Source organism: Citrobacter sp. W9, from assembly GCF_026719375.1.
In the GTDB taxonomy this organism is placed as follows: Bacteria; Pseudomonadota; Gammaproteobacteria; order Enterobacterales; family Enterobacteriaceae; genus Citrobacter; species Citrobacter werkmanii.
This window is the reverse complement of record NZ_JAPPTE010000006.1, coordinates 105442-130159: the sequence shown is the minus strand read 5'-3', so window position 1 is coordinate 130159 and position 24718 is coordinate 105442. Positions and strand designations below refer to the sequence as shown.

The 24718-nt window shown below is 53.5% G+C and carries 21 protein-coding genes; 8 read left to right on the top strand and 13 right to left on the bottom strand.

Going from position 1 to position 24718, the window contains the following annotated elements; translation table 11 throughout:
- Positions 1–38 precede the first annotated feature (38 nt).
- Together lplT and aas are read right to left on the bottom strand one after the other, a co-directional pair.
- Entirely contained in the window at positions 39–1232 is a 1194-nt protein-coding gene (gene lplT / locus OOJ59_RS11510) for a lysophospholipid transporter LplT (protein ID WP_268063396.1), read from the bottom strand.
- Positions 1225–3384 (bottom strand): bifunctional acyl-ACP--phospholipid O-acyltransferase/long-chain-fatty-acid--ACP ligase, encoded by a 2160-nt coding sequence (gene aas, locus OOJ59_RS11505; protein WP_160955408.1) that lies wholly within the window; start codon positions 3382–3384, stop codon positions 1225–1227. Before aas ends, lplT begins: the two co-directional genes overlap by 8 nt.
- A gap of 597 nt (positions 3385–3981) precedes the next feature.
- Here aas and galR point away from each other — a divergent pair.
- Complete coding sequence (gene galR, locus OOJ59_RS11500) at positions 3982–5010, top strand: HTH-type transcriptional regulator GalR (RefSeq protein ID WP_038633343.1); 1029 nt, start codon at positions 3982–3984, stop codon at positions 5008–5010.
- A 13-nt stretch (positions 5011–5023) separates the two neighbouring features.
- Positions 5024–6034, top strand: coding sequence for a LacI family DNA-binding transcriptional regulator (locus OOJ59_RS11495; RefSeq protein ID WP_137351622.1), 1011 nt, complete (start codon positions 5024–5026; stop codon positions 6032–6034).
- A gap of 49 nt (positions 6035–6083) precedes the next feature.
- Here OOJ59_RS11495 and lysA read toward each other — a convergent pair whose 3' ends face one another.
- Entirely contained in the window at positions 6084–7340 is a 1257-nt protein-coding gene (gene lysA / locus OOJ59_RS11490; protein WP_160955407.1) for a diaminopimelate decarboxylase, read from the bottom strand.
- Between the two features lie 118 nt (positions 7341–7458).
- On the opposite strand from lysA, the gene OOJ59_RS11485 reads away from it, so the two are divergent.
- On the top strand, positions 7459–8394 hold the full coding sequence (locus OOJ59_RS11485) for a LysR family transcriptional regulator (protein WP_160955406.1): 936 nt from the start codon (positions 7459–7461) through the stop codon (positions 8392–8394).
- On the opposite strand, the gene OOJ59_RS11480 is transcribed toward OOJ59_RS11485, so the two are convergent.
- Positions 8366–9073, bottom strand: coding sequence for an aspartate/glutamate racemase (locus OOJ59_RS11480; protein WP_121529515.1), 708 nt, complete (start codon positions 9071–9073; stop codon positions 8366–8368). The two genes, OOJ59_RS11485 and OOJ59_RS11480, sit on opposite strands and share 29 nt — an antisense overlap.
- Positions 9074–9214: 141 nt before the next feature.
- Here OOJ59_RS11480 and OOJ59_RS11475 point away from each other — a divergent pair, with 141 nt between their 5' ends.
- Positions 9215–9541, top strand: coding sequence for a cupin domain-containing protein (locus OOJ59_RS11475; RefSeq protein WP_085048791.1), 327 nt, complete (start codon positions 9215–9217; stop codon positions 9539–9541).
- Between the two features lie 196 nt (positions 9542–9737).
- Entirely contained in the window at positions 9738–10625 is an 888-nt protein-coding gene (locus OOJ59_RS11470) for an Rpn family recombination-promoting nuclease/putative transposase (RefSeq protein WP_038633357.1), read from the top strand.
- A gap of 55 nt (positions 10626–10680) precedes the next feature.
- On the opposite strand, the gene araE is transcribed toward OOJ59_RS11470, so the two are convergent.
- The 5 genes from araE to OOJ59_RS11445 form a co-directional block, all read right to left on the bottom strand.
- Positions 10681–12099: an arabinose-proton symporter AraE gene (gene araE / locus OOJ59_RS11465; protein WP_038633360.1), complete on the bottom strand. Its 1419-nt coding sequence runs from the start codon at positions 12097–12099 to the stop codon at positions 10681–10683.
- Positions 12100–12414: 315 nt separating this feature from the next.
- On the bottom strand, positions 12415–13176 hold the full coding sequence (kduD, locus tag OOJ59_RS11460; protein WP_003033923.1) for a 2-dehydro-3-deoxy-D-gluconate 5-dehydrogenase KduD: 762 nt from the start codon (positions 13174–13176) through the stop codon (positions 12415–12417).
- Positions 13177–13234: 58 nt separating this feature from the next.
- Positions 13235–14071, bottom strand: coding sequence for a 5-dehydro-4-deoxy-D-glucuronate isomerase (gene kduI / locus OOJ59_RS11455; RefSeq protein WP_160955405.1), 837 nt, complete (start codon positions 14069–14071; stop codon positions 13235–13237).
- A gap of 480 nt (positions 14072–14551) precedes the next feature.
- Positions 14552–15730: an acetyl-CoA C-acetyltransferase gene (locus OOJ59_RS11450; RefSeq protein WP_006686936.1), complete on the bottom strand. Its 1179-nt coding sequence runs from the start codon at positions 15728–15730 to the stop codon at positions 14552–14554.
- A 102-nt stretch (positions 15731–15832) separates the two neighbouring features.
- Entirely contained in the window at positions 15833–16717 is an 885-nt protein-coding gene (locus OOJ59_RS11445; protein ID WP_160955404.1) for a LysR family transcriptional regulator, read from the bottom strand.
- A gap of 101 nt (positions 16718–16818) precedes the next feature.
- Here OOJ59_RS11445 and OOJ59_RS11440 point away from each other — a divergent pair, with 101 nt between their 5' ends.
- Together OOJ59_RS11440 and OOJ59_RS11435 are read left to right on the top strand one after the other, a co-directional pair.
- A complete protein-coding gene (locus tag OOJ59_RS11440; protein WP_087856765.1) occupies positions 16819–17274 on the top strand; it encodes a multidrug/biocide efflux PACE transporter in 456 nt (151 codons plus the stop codon).
- A gap of 142 nt (positions 17275–17416) precedes the next feature.
- Positions 17417–18646: an amino acid permease gene (locus OOJ59_RS11435; RefSeq protein ID WP_038633372.1), complete on the top strand. Its 1230-nt coding sequence runs from the start codon at positions 17417–17419 to the stop codon at positions 18644–18646.
- 784 nt (positions 18647–19430) lie between these two features.
- On the opposite strand, the gene rcnR is transcribed toward OOJ59_RS11435, so the two are convergent.
- Complete coding sequence (rcnR, locus tag OOJ59_RS11430; protein ID WP_003825567.1) at positions 19431–19703, bottom strand: Ni(II)/Co(II)-binding transcriptional repressor RcnR; 273 nt, start codon at positions 19701–19703, stop codon at positions 19431–19433.
- Between the two features lie 120 nt (positions 19704–19823).
- Between rcnR and OOJ59_RS11425 the strand changes: the two genes are divergently transcribed.
- Entirely contained in the window at positions 19824–20705 is an 882-nt protein-coding gene (locus tag OOJ59_RS11425; protein ID WP_085048787.1) for a nickel/cobalt efflux protein RcnA, read from the top strand.
- Between the two features lie 45 nt (positions 20706–20750).
- On the opposite strand, the gene OOJ59_RS11420 is transcribed toward OOJ59_RS11425, so the two are convergent.
- The 3 genes from OOJ59_RS11420 to OOJ59_RS11410 are packed head-to-tail and all read right to left on the bottom strand — an operon-like array spanning position 20751 to position 24673.
- Entirely contained in the window at positions 20751–22133 is a 1383-nt protein-coding gene (locus OOJ59_RS11420) for an amidohydrolase family protein (protein WP_150345398.1), read from the bottom strand.
- Between the two features lie 12 nt (positions 22134–22145).
- Positions 22146–23096, bottom strand: coding sequence for a carbamate kinase family protein (locus OOJ59_RS11415; RefSeq protein ID WP_087856767.1), 951 nt, complete (start codon positions 23094–23096; stop codon positions 22146–22148).
- Between the two features lie 26 nt (positions 23097–23122).
- Positions 23123–24673, bottom strand: a complete 1551-nt coding sequence (locus OOJ59_RS11410; RefSeq protein WP_038633383.1) for a hypothetical protein — start codon at positions 24671–24673, stop codon at positions 23123–23125.
- Positions 24674–24718 lie beyond the last annotated feature (45 nt).

Genomic DNA, 24718 nt, shown 5'->3' with positions numbered 1-24718 from the left:
TTCCCTGTAGGCCGGATAAGGCAACTACACGTCACAGACTAATGGCGGCGCTGCCAAATCCATAGCGCCGCAATCGCCAGCGCAAACAGCGCGCCAAACCCTATACCAATCGCTACCGCCGGGATCCCCACCAGCACCGCCAGCGAGTAAATACCCAGCATCAGCAGCATCGCGCTGTTTTCACCCAGGTTTTGCACCGCAATCGCATTACCCGCACTGACGCTTTTCTTGCCCCGCTCCTGTAACAACGCATTCAGCGGCACCACAAAGAAACCGCCTGACACGCCGATAAGCATCAGCAACGCGTAGGCCGGAAGCAGCGCATGTTGCAGCGAGAAGATCAGCACCACGACGCCAATCAGGATCCCTGCAGGCATACAGCGCGACACGGTTTCCAGCGTCACCAGCTTCGCTGCCGCACCCGCGCCGACCACAATCCCAATCGCCACCATGGCATTCAGGTAAGTAGGTGTGGCGTTATCGGTGATGCCCAGCGCTACCGGCACCCACAGCACCAGCAGAAAACGCAGCGTGACGCCAGCGCCCCAAAAGAGGCTGGTTCCCACCAATGAGAAACGCGTTTCACCGTTACGCCACAGCGAAGTGGCCGCACAGAAAAAACTGCGGGTCATTTTCCCCAAATGCCAGGACTGGCCAGGGCGAGCCGCGGCCAGCTTCGGGATAAACAGGTTAGCCACCACAGCGCCCGCATAGGCCAGCGCACAGGCAGAAAGCGCAGCAATCACGTGCCAGTCGGCCAGCACGCCCCCCGCCACAGAACCGAGTAAAATCGCGGCAATGGTGGAGGCTTCCATCAGGCCGTTAGCTTTCACCAGTTTGTCGCCAGTGGTCAGTTCACCGAGAATGCCATACTTGGCTGGTGAATACGCCGCCGCGCCGATCCCCACCAGCGTATAGCCGAGAAACGGATTAACGCCGAAGCAAATACTCGCCGCGCCCAGCAGCTTCATGCCGTTAGCGAACATCATCACCCTGCCTTTGGCAAAGCTGTCCGCCACCTGCCCGACAAAGGGCGCAAACAGGATGTAAGCGCCCACAAACACCATTTGCAGGATCGGCTGACTCCAGTCCGGATAAAATTGTTCCTTAAGCAAAGCCAGCGTGGCGAACAGTAAGGCGTTATCGCCAAACGCCGACAGGAACTGCGCGGCGATAACGGACATCATCCCTTTGGACCAGATAGAAGTGTTAGTGTGCACTGACTCACTCATGTTGTTTTTCCGGCTCATCGACCCAGCTTTTCAGCGTGACAAAATCCGGCTTACCGCTGCCGAGTAATGGGAGTTGTTTCAGGTGGCGAATATCACGCGGCACGGCAAGTTCAGGCACGCCGTGCGCTCGCGCATACTGCTGCAGTTTTTCGCGCGTCAGTTCACTGTCGGTGGTGAACAGCACCAGCGCCTCGCCTTTGCTGGCATCGCTTTTGATCGCCGTGGCGTGCATTTTATCCGCAGATACCGCCAGCGCCAGTTGCTCAACCATTTCCAGCGAGATCATCTCTCCGGCAATTTTAGCAAAACGCTTGGCGCGTCCCTGGATCTGTACAAAGCCGTTTTCATCAAAGCGCACGATGTCTCCGGTGTCATACCAGCCGTGCTCAATCTCACCCTGCGCATTTTCTGCCGTCGGCACTTCCAGCACGCCGGGTTTTTCGACGCGCAAATAGCCGCTCATAATATTAGGGCCTTTCAGCTGTAAACGCCCTCCGTCCTCAATGCCTGGAACAGCTAACAGTCGGGCATCCATACCGGGCAAGATGCGCCCTACCGTTCCTGATTTCGCCGCCATCGGCACGTTGATCGACACCACTGGCGCACATTCCGTCACGCCATAGCCTTCAAGGACGCGCAGACCAAATTTCTCCTGCCACAGCTGTTTTGTGGTGTTTTGCAGTTTTTCCGCTCCCGCCACCACATAGCGCAGACGGTGAAAATCATAGGGATGCGCGAAACGCGCGTAGTTGCCAAGGAACGTTGACGTACCAAACAGTACGGTGCAGTTCCGGTCGTAGACCAGCTCCGGCACAATGCGGTAATGCAGCGGGCTGGGATAAAGAAACACTTCTGCGCCGGTCAGCAACGGCGTGAATAATCCCACCGTCAGACCAAAGGAGTGGAATAGCGGCAACGCAGACATAAAGCGGTCGTCGGCGGTGAAATCGGCGATGGTTTTAATCTGCTCGACGTTCGCCAGAATGCTCTTGTGGCTATGTACCACACCTTTTGGATGACCTTCCGAGCCAGAGGTAAAGAGGATCACCGCAGCCTCTTCCGGCTGCTGTTTCACCTGCGCCAGATGCGGTGCCAGCAGGTGTGAGAAGATCCACAGCTTATCGCTAAACGTCACATCGGCTTTCAGGTCTTCCAGGTAAACCCAGCGCACCTGGGTGAGCTGTTCCGGTAAATGCCAAAGTTTGCCTTTATCGAGAAACTGTCGGGAAGTGAAGATAGTTTTGATTTCTGATGCAGTAATGGCGCTGGTTAGCCCTTTTACACCTGCTGTATAGTTCATCATCGCCGGAATACGTCGACGCGCAATAGCGCCAAAAATGACCGCCGCACTGATCCCCGCGTTTGGCAGCATCAGGCCAATTTTTTCACCCTCAGAGGTATATTTTTCCAGAATACGGGCCACAAACAGCGTCTTAGTCAGCAGTTTACGGTAGCTGTCCGGCGTAAAGTTAACATCTTCAATGCAGTTTTTGCCTGCGCCATAGCGATATTTCGCCGCCAGCAGAGACTCATAAAGCGTTTCACGCGGACGTACCGCCATGCGCGCTTCCATCATAATTTGATGCAGCATTTCACCCGCGATTTTGCGGCGATCGCGAGCACGCGGCGCTTCCGGCATCGGCATATGGGTCGGCGGCAGGATGTGCAAGCGAATACGCGGGAAGAATCGCTGTTTAACCAGACCTTTCAGGCGACTAAAGCGTGACAGCTCCGCGCCTTCGATACGCACAGGAACCACCGTGGCCCCTGACTTTGCCGCGACAAACCCGGCGCCGTCATAGATTTTCATCAATGAACCGGTGGTCGAAATACGCCCTTCCGGGAAAATAACCACCGGACGTCCCTGCTCGACCAGGCGAACCAGATGTTTAATCGACATCGGTTTGGTCGGGTCTAACGGCACGAAATCAATCAGCGGGGTCAGCCAGCGCATGTACCATTGCTGGCTTATAGAGGTGTAAACAGCAAAAACGGGGCGAATCGGTAAAAAAAGCGCCAGCAGGATGCCGTCGATAAATGAGACATGGTTGGGAGTAATTAGAACGCGTTCTCCCTGTAGCGCGCTGATATCGCCCGTGACGCGAACGCGGAAAAGCACGCGAAACAGATTACGAAAAAAGCCAAATAGCATCTCAACTCCCTGTGCCATTAATTACATAAACATTAATGATGGGAGAGTATACGAGTTGGGGAATGGGCGCGACAGGTAACTGGTGAATTCAATCCGAAAAAAAACCTGCGCATCCGCGCAGGTCGGTGCAAGAGACAGGTACGAAGTGCGTACCGAATAATCTCACCAATCAATACCTCTGGGATCTTGATTGTGGTCGTCAGCAGCCAGATACGCCAGTGCGAAAACGCAAAGGAATGAACCCAAATGCAACGAGTTGTGTAAATTATCGGTTACTGTTACAGATAGGCCGAAGACAAAAAAAAACCTGCGCATCTGCGCAGGCTGGTGTAAATCTAGTGATCAACCCGAAAGTTGATTTCACCTATCAATACCTCTGGGATCCCAACTTTAGCAATCTGCTCAGTGCCCTCACCAGCAAACAATCGCAACAGCACATCGCAAAGTGTAAGTAAAAATTAGCGTTTTCTATTTTCTGTCTTACTTCGCTCGTGCGCGCTCACATTTGCGACGTCCTGACAGGCAATCTGCTTGAACAGCCAGCCGTTTTCCGTAACACTGACACAATGTAAGCGTTTACCCACAACAGGTACTATCATGGCGACCATAAAGGATGTAGCCCGACTAGCTGGTGTATCAGTCGCCACCGTTTCTCGAGTGATTAATGATTCCCCCAAAGCCAGCGAAGCATCGCGTCTGGCCGTAACGAGTGCAATGGAATCACTCAGCTACCACCCCAACGCCAACGCGCGTGCGCTGGCGCAACAATCTACCGAAACCGTCGGACTGGTGGTTGGTGATGTGTCAGATCCATTTTTTGGGGCAATGGTTAAAGCTGTCGAGCAGGTGGCCTATAACACCGGTAATTTTTTACTGATCGGCAACGGCTACCATAATGAACAGAAGGAACGTCAGGCGATTGAACAGCTTATTCGCCACCGCTGCGCTGCGCTTGTTGTCCACGCCAAAATCATCCCGGATGCAGATCTGGCTTCATTAATGAAGCAAATCCCCGGCATGGTATTAATCAACCGAATTCTGCCAGGATTCGAACAACGCTGCGTTGCCCTCGATGACCGCTTCGGCGCGTGGTTGGCTACCCGACACCTTATTCAGCAGGGCCATACGCGTATCGGTTATCTGTGCTCCAATCACACCATTTCAGATGCGGAGGATCGCCTGCAAGGCTATTACGATGCGCTGACGGAGAGCAATATACCGATTAACGATCGGCTGGTGACCTTTGGCGAGCCGGATGAGAGCGGCGGTGAGCAGGCCATGACCGAGTTGCTTGGCCGTGGTAAAAACTTCACGGCTGTAGCCTGCTATAACGACTCAATGGCGGCTGGCGCGATGGGCGTGTTAAATGATAACGGCATTGATGTACCAGGCGAAATTTCCCTGATCGGCTTCGATGATGTGCTGGTTTCCCGCTATGTGCGTCCACGTTTGACCACGGTACGCTATCCGATAGTGACGATGGCGACCCAGGCCGCTGAACTGGCGCTGGCGCTGGCGGAGAAGCGACCTGCGCCTGAAATCACCCACGTATTTAACCCAACTCTGGTGCGCCGCCATTCCGTTTCGACGCTGACAGAGCCGGGCAATTCTTCGTCAAACGATTAACCAGGATAGCGTCATGACCACGATGTTGGACGTTTCACGACACGCTGGCGTCTCAAAAGCGACCGTTTCGCGCGTGCTGAATGGTACGGGTCAGGTAAAAGAGAGCACGCGCCAGAAAGTGTTTAAGGCCATGCAGGCACTTGATTATCGACCCAATTTTTTAGCGCGTTCTTTAGCGAACCGTACCAGCAATAGCATTGGCCTGGTGGTTTCCACGTTTGATGGATTCTACTTTGGCCGTCTGCTGCAACAGGCTTCGCGCCAGACGGAATCTCACGGTAAGCAGTTGATCGTCACCGACGGTCACGACACGCCGGAGCGTGAACAGGAAGCCGTGCAAATGCTGGCCGACAGGCAGTGTGATGCCATTATTCTCTATACCCGTTATATGAGTGAGCAGGCGATTATGTCACTGATGAACAGCATTGCTATGCCGTTGCTGGTCATTAACCGTGATGTCAGTCAGGCCCGCGATCGCGCGATTTTCTTTGAACAGGAAGAAGCCGCGTTCCAGGCGGTCAATTATCTGATCTCCCAGGGGCATAGCGATATTGCCTGCATCACCGTGCCGGGCCATACCCCTACCGGTAAATCACGTTTGATGGGATATCGTAATGCGCTGGAAAAAAACGGTATTCCCTGGGACCCCGGCAAGGTTAAATACGGCGATTCAACGATGACGCGTGGCTATGAAGCCTGTCGTGAGCTGCTGGAGGAAGGGGTGACATTTAGCGCTCTGTTCGCCTGTAACGATGACATGGCATTAGGTGCATCAAAAGCGTTGCATCAGGCTGGCCTGAAGATCCCGACGGACGTCTCGTTGTTTGGTTTTGACGATGCGCCCAGCGCTAAATGGCTGGAGCCGGGACTCTCTACCGTCTATCTGCCGATTGACGCCATGATAACAACGGCAATTGACCAGGCTATCCGTCTGGCCAACGGTGAGAACGTAGAGCCGATCCCACCGTTTACTGGCAAACTGGTGTTGCGGGAATCGGTGACAACGGGGCCGTACTTTAAGTAATCAGATGCCGGATGGCGCTACGCTTATCCGGCTTTTCACAACGCTGTATTCAGATTAATTCCAGCGCCAGTAGCTCATCAATAGTCTGACGACGACGAATCAGTCGCGCCACGCCGTGATCAAACAACACCTCCGGCAGCAACGGGCGGCTATTGTAGTTTGACGACATTGACGCGCCGTACGCCCCGGTATCATGCAGCACCAGATAATCCCCCGGCACCACCGCTGGCAGTAGACGGGTTTCCACATTTCCGCCTTCCTGCTGGGTAAAGACGTCGCCGGACTCACACAGCGGCCCGGCTACTACTGTTTCTATTTGCGCGGCTTGCTCCAGAGAACGGCCATCCCCCGACAGTGCAGAGATATGGTGATAGCTACCGTACATCGCCGGGCGCATCAAATCGTTGAAGCCTGCGTCAATCAGCACAAAGTGACGGCTGCCCATCGCTTTTACGCTGCGCACCTGCGCCACCAGCACGCCGGATTCCGCCACCAGAAAACGGCCCGGTTCGATCTCCAATTTAACAGCGTGACCCAGATGACGCGCAATTTGATCGCGCGCGGCGTTCCATAACCCAAAATAATGATCGGTGTTGATCGCCTCTTCGCCCTCACGATATGGGATCGACAGCCCGCCGCCCGCGGAGATCGCCTCCAGATCCTGACCAAACTCGACAACCTGACGCACCATCGCGCCGCATACCTGTTCCAGATGGCCGTAGTCGACGCCGGATCCGATATGCATATGAATGCCAACCAGCTTCAACTGATAGCGCTGGATCACTTCCAGCGCCGCCGGTAGATCGCTGTACCAGATCCCGTGTTTGCTGTTCTCGCCGCCGGTGTTGGTTTTCTGACTATGCCCATGACCAAAGCCAGGGTTCACGCGTAGCCACACGCGATGGCCCGGCGAAAGCTGACCCAGTTGCTCCAGCATATCCACTGAACCGGCATTTACCGGAATGCTCAATTCATGCACCCGAGCGAGCGTCGCGCCATCGATCATATCGGCGGTAAAGACAATCTCATCTTTTCCCGGCTCAAAACCCGCCGCCAGCGCGCGTTCAATTTCGCCCAGCGAGACGGAATCGACCTTCACGCCCTGCTCGCGCATCAGGCGCAGAATATGAATATTTGAGCATGCCTTCTGGGCAAAACGCACCACGTCAAACTGGCTCAGTTTGGCAATCTGCGCGCGGATAATCTGCGCATCATACACCCACACCGGGCAGCCAAATTCAGCGGGCAGGCGTAGCAGGTTGTCGGCGGTGAGATCGGTATCAGTGCTGTTGAGTGGGCGTGGCATGGTGTGCTCCGGTATTGGCTTTTTTATGATTACGCCACAGCCCGAAAAGAATAAAAAATATCGTTTTATCGTGAGTCTATGCAAAAATGATATGGATTACATCATTCGAGGATCCGCCATGCCCGCCGTTAACCTGCGCCATATTGAAATTTTTCACGCCATCATGACCGCAGGCAATCTGACGGAAGCCGCGCGGATGCTACATACCTCGCAGCCGACCGTCAGTCGGGAACTGGCCCGATTCGAGAAAGTGCTGGGATTAACGCTGTTCGAACGTTCGCGTGGCAGGCTGCATCCGACCGTGCAAGGGTTACGTCTGTTTGAAGAGGTGCAACGTTCCTGGTATGGTCTGGACAGGATTGTGAGCGCCGCTGAAAGCCTGCGCGAATTTCGTCAGGGCGAATTATCGATTGTCTGCCTGCCGGTGTTCTCGCAGTCTTTTTTACCGCCGCTGCTGGAGCCATTCCTCACACGCTACCCGCAGGTCAATATTCAGATAGTGCCGCAGGAGTCACCATTGCTGGAAGAGTGGCTGTCGGCGCAACGCCACGATCTGGGGATCACAGAAACTCTGCATACTCCCGCCGGCACTAAACGTACAGAATTGCTGGCGCTGGATGAAGTATGCGTGCTGCCACAGGGACATCCGCTGAGCGGGAAAGCGGTATTAACGCCGCAGGATTTTCAGGGCGAAAACTACATCAGCCTGTCGCGGACTGACAGTTACCGTCAGCTTCTGGACACCCTGTTTAATGAGCATCAGGTGAAACGCCGCATGGTAATAGAAACCCATAGCGCCGCTTCAATTTGTGCCATGGTGCGGGCGGGCGTAGGGATCTCGGTGGTCAATCCATTAACGGCGCTGGATTACGCCAGTAGCGGGATCGTTATTCGCCGCTTCAGTATTTCGGTACCGTTTACGGTCAGCCTGATTCACCCGCTTCATCGCCCCGCCTCGGCGCTGGTAGATGCTTTCACCGCGCATCTGCAAGCCCATCTGCCGAAGCTAATCGATCCGCTGAACGCTATTTTACATCCACAGACGAAAGCATAAACTCCACCGCATCTTGCGCATGGATAGCCGCAGTGTCGAAAACCGGTAGTGGGCTTAGCTCGGCTGGCACCAGCAGACCAATCTCGGTACAGCCAAAAATTACCCCTTGCGCGCCCTGCTTAGCCAGCTGAGCAATCACACTGAGGTAATAATCGCGGGACGTGTTACTGAATTCGCCGAGGCACAGCTCATCGAAAATAATCTGGTTTATTTTTTGCCGGTCGTTAGCGTCAGGGATAAGCGTACTAATGCCAAATTCAGCCTGTAAGCGCCCACGGTAAAAATCCTGCTCCATGGTGTAGCGCGTACCCAGCAGCGCCACGTTGCTCATCTGCTGCTTTTGTATGGCGCGACCAGTGGCATCAGCAATATGCAGGAACGGTACATCACAGGCGGTTGCAATCGCCTCAGCAACCTTGTGCATCGTGTTGGTACACAACACGATGCCCTCAGCTCCCGCCTCCTGTAGCCCTCTGGCGGCCTGCGCGAGGATCTGCCCGGCCCGCTGCCAGTCGCCGCTGGACTGACAGGCTTCAATCTCATGAAAATCTACGCTGTGCAACAGAATCTGTGCCGAATGCAGGCCACCCAGACGCTGTTTTACCCCTTCATTAATGAGTCGATAATAAGGAATGGTGGATTCCCAGCTCATACCGCCTAACAGACCGATCGTTTTCATCGCTTCCCCTCATTTGTTGTTATCTCTTCAGTGAACCAAAGATGTGATCAACTTTCCACATCTGTTGGTGTGCATTTCTTTTTATACTTTGCTGATATAAATTTAATAAAACACCGTTTCACTAACTTACAGGAATGTCGGATGTTTATTTTTCATAAAGAGACCACGCTTGAAGATCTGGGCAATGGCGTTACCCGTCGCATTCTTGCTCACGACGGTAAAATGATGGCGGTTGAGGTGAACTTCGAGCAGGGCGCGATTGGTCCGCTGCACAACCACCCGCATGAACAGCTGACTTACGTTTTATCCGGTGAGTTTGAATTTACTATTGGGGAAGAAAAGCATGTCGTTTCCGCAGGTGACACCCTGTATAAACAGCCCAACATTATGCATGGCTGCGTCTGCTTAAAAGCAGGAACATTACTCGATACGTTCACTCCGGTGCGCGACGATTTTCTGCACGGGTAATTTCGCTGTTCTCAAACCATGCTACTGACCGGTCTGAGAACACGCTAAAATGCGTACTCAGTTCCCTAAAAATGCATACGTTACAAGGTAGGGTATTTTCCTTCGATACCAGCTCGCATAAGCGTTAATTCCGGGATGCGCCCCGCCATGTGGGCGATTACAGTCACGTTAACTTAATTAACGGTGACGGATCGCCATGACAAAAATGACAACGGCCACTCCACATGACGCGGTCTTCAAACAGTTCTTGTACCATCCCGATACCGCAAGAGATTTTCTGGATATCTATCTTCCATCAACCTTGCGGGAGCTATGTGATCTGCAAACACTAAAACTGGAATCAGGCAGTTTTATTGAGGATAGCCTGCGAGCCAGCTACTCCGACGTGCTGTGGTCATTAAAAACAAACGAAGGCGTTGGATATATCTATGTTGTTATTGAGCATCAGAGTTCGCCAGACGCTCACATGGCATTTCGGCTAATGCGCTACGCCATGGCTGCAATGCAACGCCATCTGGATGCTGGCCATAAAACATTACCTTTGGTGATACCGATGCTGTTTTATCATGGCGCTCTCAGCCCCTACCCCTTTTCACTCTGCTGGCTGGATGAGTTTGACGATCCCGCATTGGCACGACAGTTATACTCAGCAACATTTCCGCTGGTAGATATCACCGTAATACCCGATGACGAAATTATGCAACATCGCCGTATAGCACTGCTGGAATTGATGCAAAAACATATCCGCAAGCGTGATTTAATGGGATTAGTGGAACAACTGGTCTCGTTGCTGGCTACGGGATACGCTAATGACAGCCAGCTCAAAACGCTATTTAATTACATGATGCAGTTTGGAAATACGCCTCACGTTGATAAATTTATCCGTGAGGTTGCCTATCGGGTACCACAGCAAAAGGAACGTCTGATGACTATCGCGGAAGTATTGCAACAGGAAGCCAAACAACAAGAGGCGTTACGCATTGCCCAGATGATGTTAGCGAATGGTATTAGTCATGAAATTATACTAAAGATAACCGGGCTGTCTGCTAAGGACATCCTCGCCAGGCAGGCCTCTCCACATTGAAACAGGTAGCAATGGGAGCCCGATAATGAGTTGATCTATCGGGCTCTCTGCTCACTTACACCCCAATATTTCTTAGCTTCTCACCCGACATCAGCTTGCGCTCGATGTGTTCCAGCGTGACGTTTTTGGTTTCCGGGATAAGCCAGAATGTAATACCGATAAAAGCGACGTTCAACGCGGTATACAGCCAGAATGTACCCGCCGCGCCGATGCTGTCGAGCAGCGTCAGGAACGTGGCGCCAATGATCATGTTCGACACCCAATTGGTGGTGGTCGAGCAGGTAATACCAAAATCGCGGCATTTCAGCGGCTGAATTTCCGAACACAGGATCCACACCACCGGCGCGGCGCTCATCGCGTAACCTGCAATGCACATCATGGTCATACCGACTGACAGCCAGGACAGACCACTGGAAGCCGTGCCGTTATCAAACTGCATCAGGCAATAGCCGAGTACCAGCGTCCCAATGGCCATCACGCTGAAACCAATTTTCAACGCCGGTTTGCGTCCGGCTTTATCAACCGTAAAGACGGCAATAAATGTCGCGAACATGAACGTTAAGCCAACCACCAGCGTGGCAATCATCTGCTGTTCGGTGGTGGTAAAGCCCGCCATTTTAAAAATGCGCGGCGCGTAGTACATGATGATATTCATCCCGGTGAACTGCTGCATCGCCTGCAACAACATTCCGAGGAAAACCGCACGACGCACGTTACGGTTAATTTTAAACAGCGCCCATCCGCCCTGCTTCAGCTTCAGGCTTTCACGGATTTCGTTCAGCTCATCGCGGGCTTTTTCTGACGTATCGCGCAGCATTCGCAATACTTCTTCGGCTTCGATGTGGCGACCTTTTTCCGCCAGCCAGCGCGGACTGTTCGGCAGGAAAACCACCAGGATAATCAGTAAAACCGCCGGGAGCGCCAGCACCCCCAACATGGCGCGCCAGTTACCGCTGTAGCTAAATGCCGTATCAGATAAAAAGGCCAGCACAATACCCAGCGTAACCATCAACTGGTACATACTGATCATCTTACCGCGCACATTCTCACTGGCCATTTCGGAAAGATAGAGCGGCGCGGTGTAAGACGCGATACCCACCGCAACGCCCAGCACCACGCGGGCAAAAATAAGCATTTCAACGCTGGACGCAAACGCCGATCCCAGAGATCCGACGACAAAAAGGATCGCGCCCGCCATCAGGCTGTATTTACGTCCCAGGCGGAATGACAGCCAACCATTAAATAGTGCGCCAATTGCCGCACCCAGCATCATGCTGCTCACCACCCACTCCTGCAGACGACTGGTCAGGACAAAATGGTCGGTGATGAAAGGCAACGCGCCGGCTATCACGCCAATATCCAGGCCGAATAACAATCCTGCGACAGCCGCAGAGATAGAGACAAACATATTCATACGTCGCGTATCGCGCACAGGGCGCGGCGCTAAAGCAGCATCATTATTTATTGAGACCATTTTTTCCTGCCAGATACAGAGTAAACCATGTCCCTGAAAGTAAGGGATCCCTTACATGGAGCGTCAGGCGGGAAACGGCAAAAACATGGATGAAATAGCTACACCACCTCGTTATGTGATGGATATTCCAATTTTAAAATTTATCAGCAACCACTCAATTAAATTTAATTTATTGATATTAAAGAGGATTAAACATTACAAATTCATACATATATAATTATGTATGGATTAATTTATAGACAGAATATGGATTAAAATAACTTAAAACCAAAAAAAACCCTGCCAGATGACAGGGTTTGTTGTTCAGAGAATGTATTAACGTGCCAGCCAGCCGCCGTCTACCGCAACGGTATAGCCGTTAATATAGTCAGACGCGCTGGACGCCAGGAACACAACAGGCCCCATCAGGTCGCTCGGCAGTCCCCAACGTCCTGCCGGAATACGATCGAGGATTTCTGCGCTACGCTGCTCATCAGCACGCAGCTGCTGAGTGTTGTTGGTCGCCATATAACCCGGCGCAATCGCGTTGACGTTGATGTTATGTTTTGCCCACTCGTTCGCCATCAGACGGGTGACGCCCATTACGCCGCTTTTAGACGCAGTGTAAGACGGAACGCGGATACCGCCCTGGAAAGAGAGCATAGAGGCGATATTGATAATTTTGCCGCCGTTACCCTGAGCGATAAAGTGCTTCGCCGCGGCCTGAGACATAAAGAATACGCTCTTAATGTTCAGGTTCATCACGTCATCCCAGTCTTTTTCGCTGAAGTCGATCGCATCGTCACGACGGATAAGGCCCGCATTGTTGACGAGAATATCGATATGGCCGAATTCTGCCACTGCGCGCTCCAGCAGAGCTGGAATACCATCAATTTGGCGCAGGTCGGCGGTCAGACTCAAGAAACGGCGGCCCAGTGCGGTCACACGTTCGATGGTTTCCGTCGGTTCAACAATGTTGATACCGACAATATCGCAACCCGCTTCCGCCAGCCCCAGCGCCATACCCTGACCCAGGCCGGTGTCGCAACCGGTCACAACGGCGACTTTACCTTCAAGAGAGAATGCATTCAAAATCATTGTAAATCCTTAATTTTTTATAATGCCCGCCGCAGGCAGGCACGGCTGTCGCCCGCAACTAGCGCAGATCTTTGACGGCGACATGGTCCATATCATCAAAGACCTGGTTTTCACCCACCATGCCCCAAATGAACGTATAAGCTTTTGTGCCAACGCCTGAGTGAATAGACCAGCTCGGCGAAATCACCGCCTGCTCGTTGTGCATCACAATATGACGCGTTTCCTGGGGCTGTCCCATCATGTGGAAGACGCAGGTATCTTCTTCCATGTTGAAGTAGAAGTAGACTTCCATACGGCGTTCATGGGTATGGCACGGCATGGTGTTCCATAGGTTGCCCGGCGCCAGTTCAGTCAGGCCCATGCTCAACTGGCAGGTTTCCAGCACATCCGGCACAAAATATTTATTGATGGTGCGACGATTACTGGTGAGGTTGTCGCCCAGCGTCACTGGCGCAACGTCAGCAGGCGTGACTTTTTTGGTTGGATAAGTCGTGTGGGCCGGCGCGCAGTTGTAGTAAAACTTCGCCGGTTTCGCCGTATCAACGCTGGCAAACACGACTTCTTTTGCCCCTTTGCCGACGTACAGCGCATCACGATGACCAATTTCATAGCACTGACCGTCAACGGTAATCGTGCCCGGACCACCGATGTTAATCACACCCAGCTCACGGCGTTCGAGAAAATAGGTTACGCCCAGTTGTTTACCGACTTCGCCACCCACAGAGACGGTTTTGGCCACAGGCATAATACCGCCGACAATAATACGGTCGATGTGGCTGTAAACCATGGTGTATTCATCTGCGACAAATACTTCTTCGACTAAAAACTCTTTACGCAGCCCCTGAGTGTCGAGGGTTTTTGCATGCGCACTATGGATGCTTTGTCTTACGTCCACATTTACCTCCAGTGATAAATTGACCGTGAATACTTTAACGAATAGCAAAACGCTGTTCCGTTTTATCTAATGCGCTCATGATAGCCCTCCCGGATAGGGTTTTCAATTACAAATGAAACGTTGTTTCACTTTTTCCGCATCTTATTATCAAAAGTGTAATTGCGATCACGCTCGGCAAATAAATCGCGGGAGTAATTCAAATAAAATTATTTAAAACAATTAGATAGATAAAATACAAAGGAGATAATCATGAGTGGCAGGGATAAAACATTGAAAATACAGCCGGGCACATACGATGTTCGCACACCTTTGCTGACAAAGTGCGCAGTCAATCACATGAAATGAAACGATGTTTTGATATATTGACGGCGTTTAGAGTGTATGTTTCTGTAACTGGCCTTGCCCTCCTGTTGGAGGGCTTTTTTATGGATGCCGGGGTAACACACTAAAAAGGCGTTTAAGAAGGGAAATCTAAGATCGTTAGTCTCGTTCGATAGCGAGCGCCACCCCTTGACCGCCGCCGATACACAGCGTTGCCAGCCCTTTGTGCGCCCGACGTTTCACCATTTCATGCACCAGCGAAACCAGAATACGACAACCCGATGCGCCAATCGGATGGCCAAGCGCGATAGCGCCGCCGTTCACATTTACCCGCCGCTCATCCCACTCCAGCATTTTCCCAACGGACAATGCCTGCGCGGCGAACGCTTCGTTGGCTTCGATCAGATCAACATCAGCCAGTTGCCAGCCCACACGCTCAAGGCAGCGGCGCGTCGCATACACTGGCGCAATCCCCATCAGTGCGGGATCGACCCCGACGCTGGCGAACGCGCGAATGCGGGCCAGCACCGGCAAATTCAGCTCCTGCGCCTTGGCTTCGCTCATCATCATCACCGCGGCGGCGCCATCGTTGATGGATGAGGCGTTCCCCGCTGTGACCGAACCGAGCCGGTCGAAGGTAGGATCCAGACGCGCCAACCCTTCCGCACTGGCATCGGTACGCGGTTGCTCATCGGTATCCACTACGAATGATTGGCCATTACGCTGGGTCACCACCGGCACGATTTCATCTTTAAAGCGTCCGGCGTCGATAGCCATCCGAGCCTTGTGTTGCGAGTGCAGCGCGTAGGCATCCTGTAATTCACGGCTAATGCCATATTCCCGCGCCAGGTTTTCCGCAGTGACGCCCATATGATAATCGTTGAAAGCATCCCACAGACCGTCATGCACCAGGCTGTCGACCAGTTGACTGTTCCCCAGTTGTGCGCCAGTGCGGCTATCGGTAAGGACATGCGGCGCACGGCTCATATTCTCCTGCCCGCCGGCAATCACAATGTCAGCTTCACCGCACTGGATAGCCTGGGTCGCCAGATGCAGCGCTTTCAGCCCCGAACCGCAAACATCGTTAATGGTGATGGCGGAAACGGTATTAGGTAGCCCACCATTGATGGCGGACTGACGGGCCGGGTTCTGCCCGGCACCTGCGGTAAGCACCTGCCCGAGGATCACTTCATCCACGGCGTGAACATCCACGCCCGTGCGTTCCAGCAACGCTCTGACCACCATGCTGCCTAACTCAACGGCAGAGTGGCGCGCCAGCGTTCCCTGGAAGCAGCCGATCGGTGTCCTTAACGCCCCGACTATCACAACCTCTTTCATCACTACCTCAGCGCAAAATAACACCGCAATAGTAGATGATTGTTAAAAGTAGTTATCAAAGTTGTTTAAAAATGGTGATTTTTATCACAAAGGAATTTCGTATCATTTATTGGTCATCTGAACACCACTCTGCTGTAAATGGTCGCGCAGCCAACTTCCCGCCACGCCAGGCGGTGATTTCTTATTCCACAACAGATCGATAGAGATAGCCTTTGGCCAGCCGGGCACCTGTAGCTGAACCAGCGGTTTTTCTGCGGCAAACTCCTCCACCAGCGCACAAGGGAGCGCGCACCAACCGAATCCCTGAACCGCCATACTCAGCAACAACAAATAGTTAGGCGCTGACCAGACCGGTCCGCGCGCCACGTTAGTACCGCTTTCCAGGTAGGTATTCAGGCGCAGTTCGCGCCAAGTGTGGAGTTGTTCCCATTGTAGTTTTTCCTGACTCGCCAGCGGATGCGCGTCCGCAACGTACAGCCCCATCCAGGATTGCATCGGCAGCCGCGTCACGCCCATGTCGGTCGGGTAATCCTCTCTTGCCTCAATCAATCCGACCTGCGCGCGCCCTTTTTGCAGCAGATCGATCACGTCTTCATCTTCACCAATCAGACATTCAAACTCGGTATGCGGAAACTTGCGGTCAAACTGCACCATCAGTTCTTCCAGCACATCCGGGTGCAGCGTGTCCGAAAGCACGAAGGTCAGGCGCGCTTCCGTCTCACCCGACAGCGAGATTGCCGCCTCATCGAGACGTTCGCTGGCCGTCAAAATTGCCTGCACATAGCCCAGCACCCGTTTACCTTCTTCGGTCAGCGTTGGCTGACGGGAGGATCGGTCAAACAACGCAAAACCGAGATCGGCTTCCAGATGCGCAATAGCCGTACTGATAGTGGACTGGCTTTTACGCAGCCGTCGGGCCGCCGCAGAAAATGAGCCGCAGGAAACGGTCTCTACAAATGCCGTTAACGCTTCAGGAGAGTAACGCATGAACTATCTACTTCATCGATGGATACTATCTTTTAGATATCACATAAAACGATAAAATTGCCACCATTCCGTTATCCGGGCATCAAAGAAGGTTTGAGGTTATGCAACACGATACAGTCCAGCGCCGCTCGTTAGTAGAGCGAATTTTTCATGCCGTTTGTTTTGAAGGCATTGCCACCGCGATCCTTGCGCCGACTACCGCGTGGCTGATGCAGCGTTCGGTGCTGGAAATGGGCGGACTGACCATTATTCTGGCTACCACGGCGATGATCTGGAATATCATTTATAACGCCCTGTTTGACCGCTTATGGCCGTCGCATCGGGTAAAACGTACGGCTAAAGTTCGCGCCTTTCACGCCTTAGGCTTCGAGAGCGGGTTTATTGTGATCGGGGTGAGCATCGTGGCCTATGTGTTGAACGTCAGCCTGCTTCAGGCATTCACGTTGGAAATAGGTTTCTTCCTGTTCTTCCTGCCGTACACCATGTTCTATAACTGGGCGTATGACACATTACGCGAGCGCATGATGAAGCGCCGCCAGCAGCGCGTTACTGCCTGATAATTCAATAAATAGTCGGAATTATCTTAATTCCGGCTATTCATCCATTCACCAGCCCGCTTGTTCACACTTCCCCCAGCCCCTCTCATTTGTGGTAAATTGCGCTTCTTTTTGTTTATTTTATAGTTGATACGTTCAAATAATGTCGAAAATTTGGTCAAAAGAAGAGACTCTCTGGAGCTTCGCACTATATGGGACTGCCGTCGGCGCAGGAACCCTCTTCCTCCCCATACAGCTGGGTTCTGCAGGCGCGGTGGTGCTGTTTATCACCGCCCTCGTGGCCTGGCCTTTAACCTACTGGCCACACAAGGCGCTGTGCCAGTTTATCCTGTCGTCAAAAACGTCAGCAGGCGAAGGCATCACCGGTGCAGTCACCCATTACTACGGCAAGAAGATCGGTAACCTGATCACCACTCTCTATTTTATTGCCTTCTTTGTCGTCGTGCTGATCTACGCCGTGGCGATAACCAATTCACTCACCGAACAGCTGGCAAAACATATCGCCATCGATTTGCGTGTTCGCGTGCTGGTGAGTCTCGGCGTGGTGCTGGTACTGAACCTGATTTTTCTGATGGGCCGACAAGCCACCATTCGGGTTATGGGCTTTCTGGTATTCCCGCTCATCGCGTACTTTTTGTTCCTTTCGCTCTACCTGACCGGAAGCTGGCAGCCAACGCTGCTCACCGGCCAGATGTCTTTCGATCAGCACACGCTTCATCAGGTTTGGATCTCTATTCCCGTGATGGTTTTCGCTTTTAGCCATACGCCAATTATCTCAACGTTCGCCATTGACCGACGTGAGAAATACGGCGAGCAGGCCATGGGTAAATGCAAAAAAATCATGAAGGTCGCCTACGTCATCATCTGCCTGAGCGTACTGTTTTTCGTCTTCAGCTGTTTGCTTTCGATTCCAACAAACTATATCGAAGACGCGAAAAATGAAGGCGTGACCATTCTGTCAGCGTTATCGATGATGCCAAACGCACCGGCATGGCTGTCGATTTCCGGGATTATTGTCGCCGTTGTGGCGATGTCAAAATCGTTCCTTGGCACCTACTTTGGCGTGATTGAAGGGGCAACAGAAGTGGTAAAAACGTCGCTGCATCAGGTGGGCGTGAAGAAAAGCCGGGCTTTTAACCGCGCCCTGTCCATTATGTTAGTTTCGGCCATTACGTTTATCGTCTGCTGCATTAATCCTAATGCGATTTCAATGATTTACGCCATTAGCGGGCCACTCATCGCCATGATTTTGTTTATCATGCCGACTCTCTCCACTTATCTGATTCCGGCGTTAAAGCCGTACCGTTCAGTGGGTAATCTGATCACTCTGATTGTCGGGTTGCTGTGTGTATCTGTGATGTTTTTTGGCTAGAACGTATAGTTAACGGCTCATTCTCCTGAAATTGGGTGCGATGCCGCTCATTTAACGACTCAGTTTCAGAAAGTATCAACCTGTGTTAGCGGAAGTAATGAACATGCTATCTCAGAGAAAGGGTTCCGTTCACCTCATGTTCATTGTTTCTCTGAAGTACCGATTCCTGTGAACGTGCAAGGGAGGCTCACCGCCGCCTCCCTTGCAACCCAGGCTCCCGGCGGGAAAATCGTCGCTACGCGATTCATTCGTCTTATGCCGTCTGCCTGTCGGGTCGGGGCGGAGCCTGCGTCCATGCAGGCCGTCCCCTCTGTCCGCATCCCTGCGGACAGCCCCGGTCAGCCGTCAACAACTCATCGATTTTCAGCCGGACCGGAGTCATCGCTTCAACGCTCTGACTTCCAGTTAAATCTGTTTTGCTGTTTAAACAAAAAACGCAAATGGTCAGGTGTGGGCTGGTCCGGCTGAAAATTGCCGACGTGTTTCCGTAAGGCCGGGAGAGCCAGCATGGATGCTGGATCAGGGCGCGCTTTGCAAGGACGCTACCTCGCGCCCGGCCCGGTAGCCTGGAGGAATGAGCGGAGGGGACCGCGGAGCGGCAATTTTCCCGCCAGGAGCCGGGATTGTAAAGGGCGTGGCGAAGAACGCCCTTTACACGTTCACGGGTATCGATGCTTCAGATAAATGACACTGCTGAGGTGAACGGAACCCTGAGCAAGAATCACATATTCACCCTACATGCTTAACTTGACGGTATTGAACGTGGATGAGCCGTTCAACTGACTTATTTGATATACGAATCCAGTACTTTCAGGACCACATCCAAATCTTCTTCGCGCTTTATTTCATCGCCCTGATGCACGATGTGCTCGGTCAGATGCCCCTTAATCACCTCACGCATTAACCCGTTTACCGCACCGCGGATCGCCGCGATTTGCTGCAATACTGCCGCGCATTCATGCGGTTCATCCAGCATGGTTTTCAACGCCGCTACCTGCCCCTGAATCTTGCTGGTTCGGGCTTTCAGCTTTTGTTTGTCGCGGATCGTATGTGACATAGCTTTACCTTTTTAACGTCTTGCCGTAGCGACAATACCATCGACATTCTACTGGGGGGTAGTATTTCATACTGGGGGGGAGTAGAATCGGGCAAAATTAAACAACTAAGAATCATTCTCATGGGTGAGTTTTCTACACTTCTTCAGCAAGGCAATGCCTGGTTTTTCATTCCCAGCGCGATTTTATTGGGTGTGTTACACGGTCTGGAACCGGGACATTCGAAAACGATGATGGCGGCCTTTATTATTGCCATTAAAGGCACCATCAAACAGGCGGTGATGCTGGGGCTGGCGGCTACACTCTCGCATACCGCCGTGGTGTGGTTGATAGCACTGGGCGGGATGTATATCAGCAAAGCGTTTACCGCCCAGGCCGTTGAGCCCTGGCTGCAGTTTGTCTCGGCGATTATTATTCTCGGCACTGCATTCTGGATGTTCTGGCGCACCTGGCAGGGAGAGCAGAACTGGCTGGCCCGGACGCATCATGAGCATCACCATGATCATGACGATCATCATCATCGCCACCACCATCATGACCACGATGATGATCATCACCATCATCACCACGAACACGATCATGACCATGCCGCGCTGGCAGGGCTGAGCGAGGGTTCAAAAGAGTATCAGGATGCCCACGAACGGGCGCATGCCACTGATATTCAGCGCCGCTTTGCGGGCAAAGAGGTCACCAACGGCCAAATATTACTGTTCGGCCTGACCGGCGGGCTTATCCCTTGCCCAGCCGCCATTACGGTGCTGCTGATATGCATCCAGCTCAAAGCCTTCACGCTGGGCGCGACTATGGTGCTGTGCTTCAGCCTAGGACTGGCGTTGACGCTGGTGACGGTGGGTGTGGGCGCAGCAATCAGCGTACAGCAGGCGGCCAAACGCTGGAGTGGATTTAATACGCTGGCACGCAAAGCGCCTTATTTTTCCAGTGCGCTCATTGCGATGGTCGGCTTATATATGGGCATTCACGGCTATATGGGGATCGTCGGTTAACGAGCAGAGTGCGCAGCAGCAGTTGCCGCTGCGCGTAAATCCAGACTAGCTTGCGACATTCCCCCACACCAGTTGTCCTTTATGGAAGGTCGCGGTGCGGGGGGAGATGCGGGCAACCGCTTCTGCCGAACAGGAGGCATCCACCAGCACAAAGCTGGCTTCATCCTGCGCTTTCGGCCACACGCGTTCACCTTTATCGTTTAGCGGCAGCACATCGCCGGTGGCAAGAAACAGCGCGCGCGACAGGTTAAGCTCGTTGGGGCGAATATAGAGCTGCGCGTACAGATTCGCCTTCTCCAGCATGTCTCCCAGCCCGTACGGCGACCAGTGGTCAATCACGCTGTCGGTCCCGGTAATCACCTCCACGCCTTTGTCACGCAGTTGTTTGAGTGGCATATGCAGCGTGCCAATCGGCACCGTCGAGGCAATGGTAATCTGCTGAGCCGCCATACGAGTCGCCAGCGCGTCAACCTGCTGTTCGTTCAGCGTTGCCAGCGCGAAAGCGTGGCTGATGGTCAGTTTGCCCTTCAACTGCGGCGTTTTCTCTACCGTTTCCACCATGTAATTCACCGCCGCCACGCCCGCCGGGCTGGTTTCGTGCAGATGAATATCCACGCCTTTATCGTAATCCAGCGCAATCTGGAACATAGTGTCGAGGGATTTTTCCATCGCCCCGTCCACGCTGGTTGGGTCCAGACCGCCAACGTAATGCGCCCCCGCTTGCATCGCTTCACGCATCAGCGGTTCAGATTTTGATAACAGCAGGCCATGCTGCGGAAATGCCACGATTTCACAGGCAAAACCCGGCTGACGACGCGCCAACACCGCCTGCAAGTTTTCCAGGTTTTTCAGCCCGGAAACCGGTTCGATGTTGCAATGGCTGCGGGCGATCGAGGTACCTTTGGATTGCAGCAAATCGATAAGCTTTTCCGCGCGCTCCTGGGTGTAAGTCTGGAGTTCAGGCAGCAGCTTTTGCTCCAGGCGGATCATATCCTGAATAGTGGTGCCAGCCGGACGGTTCAGTGAGCGCCACGGACCGCCATAAAAGGTTTTATCCAGGTGGATGTGCATGTCGCGCATAGCGGGCAGCATCAGCTTGCCGCCCGCATCGTAGTGCGGCAGTGTCGCATCCGGATGCTGCTTATTCTCGCGCAACGCAACGATTTTCCCGTCCTGGATTTCGATGGTTTGCAGCGCGGTACGGGTATGGACTGCCACCGAATTTTCGTACCCGAACCCGGCTTCCAGCAGAACGTTGTCCAGGTAATAGTGTTTATCGTTAATCGTCATTGTGCTCTTCGACCCGCAGGTGTTCCCGACAGGATTAGCAGCATACGCGACCGGGGCCACCGCGCCAAACAGCGCGGCAGCGGTCACCATTTTTCCGCTCTGGCTTAAAAATTCGCGGCGGCTGTTACTTTCTTTCATTCGTATCTCCTCTCAGGAATGGACAATGTGGGTACCCGTTTCGCCGCGGAGTGCGGCGGGCAGACATTCCGGCGTGGTGATGATCACTCGCTTACCGCCGCGTGCCAGGAATGTCAGGCTGGCAACGATTTTGGGTAGCATGCTGCCCGGCGGGAAATGTCCTTCCTGCATGTAGCGGGTCATCGTGGCGACATCCACCGTATCCAGCGCCTGCTGCTCAGGTTTGCCAAAGTGAATACACACTTTCTCAACGCCGGTGGTGATCACCAGAATGTCGGCGTGAATCTCCTGAGCCAGCAGCGCTGTGGAAAGATCTTTGTCAATCACCGCGTCCACGCTCTGGTAATCACCTTGCTCACCACGCACCACCGGGATCCCGCCGCCGCCCGCGCCAATCACCACAAAGCCTTGCCGGGTTAGCGCCTTAATCGCCTCCGCTTCGACGATGCGCTTCGGCTCTGGCGAAGCGACCACCCGACGGTAGCCGCGCCCGGAATCCTCCACAAAGCGCCAGCCGGGATTGACCCGCAGCAGTTCATCGCGCTGGGCTGCGTTAAAGAATGCGCCGATAGGTTTGGTTGGATTCGCGAAGCCCGGATCGTTTTTGTCGACCTCCACCTGGGTCACCACGGTGACCGCTTTCTGCTCGCCGCGCCGCGCCAGACGATTGTTCAGCGCTTGTTGGATCAGATAACCGATGCCGCCCTGGGTATCGGCGACACAGTTTGCCAACGGGGTCAACGGCAAACCTTCACGCTCATGCGCGATTTCCGCCCGTCGCAGATCCAGCCCCACCTGCGGTCCGTTACCGTGCGTCAGCACAATGTTGTAGTCCGATGCCAGCATCTCCAGCACCGTATCCGCCACCGCTTTCACCGCTTCAGCCTGGTGCGCAATCGACTGGCTGGCGTTATCTTTGATAATGCTGTTGCCGCCAATGGCAACGACCACAAGTTCTTTCATAGTGTCATCTTCCGCTTGCAGGCGATTCAGGTGGATTTTGTCGGTTGCTGCTCAGGCGCAGTCACCGCTTCACGGCTGTCGAGCACATGCTTGAGGACAAACATGCCGCTCATCATCAGGTAGGCCAGCACAAACATCATTGAGCTGCCCTCTGCAAAGCCGACCGCCGGGGAGTGGATCACACCAAACAGCGACAGCAGTGCGCCAAAGGCGGCGGCAATCGCCCCACGCAGTGGCTTATTCATAATGGCGAAGATGGCGACACAGCCCCACAGCATGCTGGCCAGCGGCGCGCCGCTTCCCAGATGCACCAGCCCGTCGTAATAGACGCCTTTGCTGTGCAGCAGGTCGCTACCGAGCTTACCGGCTGACGTACCAGCCGCGCCCATCACGCTATTAACGATGGTTAGCGCCCAGTTAGCGATCCACGGGAACAGACAGATGAAGATAACGGGAACCTCGACTTTGGGCGTTTCTCGCACCACCTGGTTGGCGGTCACCACGCCGATAAACACCAAAATCGGCACTATCGCGGTCATCGGAATAATGGCGAGCATAAACGCCCCCAGACCAAACAGCGGTACCAGGAACATGGTGATGCCTGAAGCGAGGGTGTAACCAATGCTGGCGCCCATCGCCTTCCAGCCTGCATGGCCGACATACACGGTCACCGGGAACGGGTTGCCCAGCATGCAACCAAGCATGGAGGCAAAACCGTTCGCCATCATGACCTTACGGGTGTTGTACTCATCGCCTGCGGCGTGCGCGCTTTCTATGTTTTCGAGGTCAAAAATGTAGTTCGCCAGACCCAGAGGCACCGCAGACGCCAGATACGGCAGCGCGTGCGGCAGCCCTTGCAGGAAGCTGTCGACATGAATTTCCGGCGGGTTAAAGCCAAAAGAAGACATCGACGCTTTAATCGCTTCCGGGCTTTGCAAACCCGAGATCCACGCCAGGGCCGTCCCGGCAATCAGCAGCAGCAAACCGGTAGGAATGCGGGCAAAAATCGGCTTCTTACCGAACCAGTTAATAAAGATCAGCAGCAGGACGATGAAAGAAACGGTTGGCGCTTCAAATGCCTGCAGCATTGGGTTCATCGCCAACAGCAGCAGGCCCAGGCCGGATAAACAAGAGAGCAGTACCGTTCGTGGGATCATCTTGCGGATGGTCTCGCCCAGGAAGGAGCCGCCCACCAGGATTAACGCTTCCACAAAGCACCATACCAGCGCAATCTGGATGGCGAAGTTGGCATCTTTGGTTTGCTGATAAACCGGCATCAGCACCAGGAAGGTCACGGTAAAGATCGACGGTGCGCTCGGCCCGGACGGCAGCGCCGTTACGTCATTACGTCCGGTATGTTTTGCCATTTGCAGGCCAAACCAGGCGTAGCAGACGCTGGCCACCAGCACCGCCAGGCCAAAGGCAGGCGCAATGCGGCCATAGACTATTTCGGTTGGGATCCCGACGACAAAAATGAGCAGCCCCATCATTGTCAGCAGGTTTGTCAGGTTGTTGGTCATCAGCCCAAAGTAAGCCGCCCAGTCACCACGTTTCCATTCTAGTTTTATGCTGTTCATGGAATATCCTTAACAGGTTAAGCATCGTTTGCGATCGCGGAGATC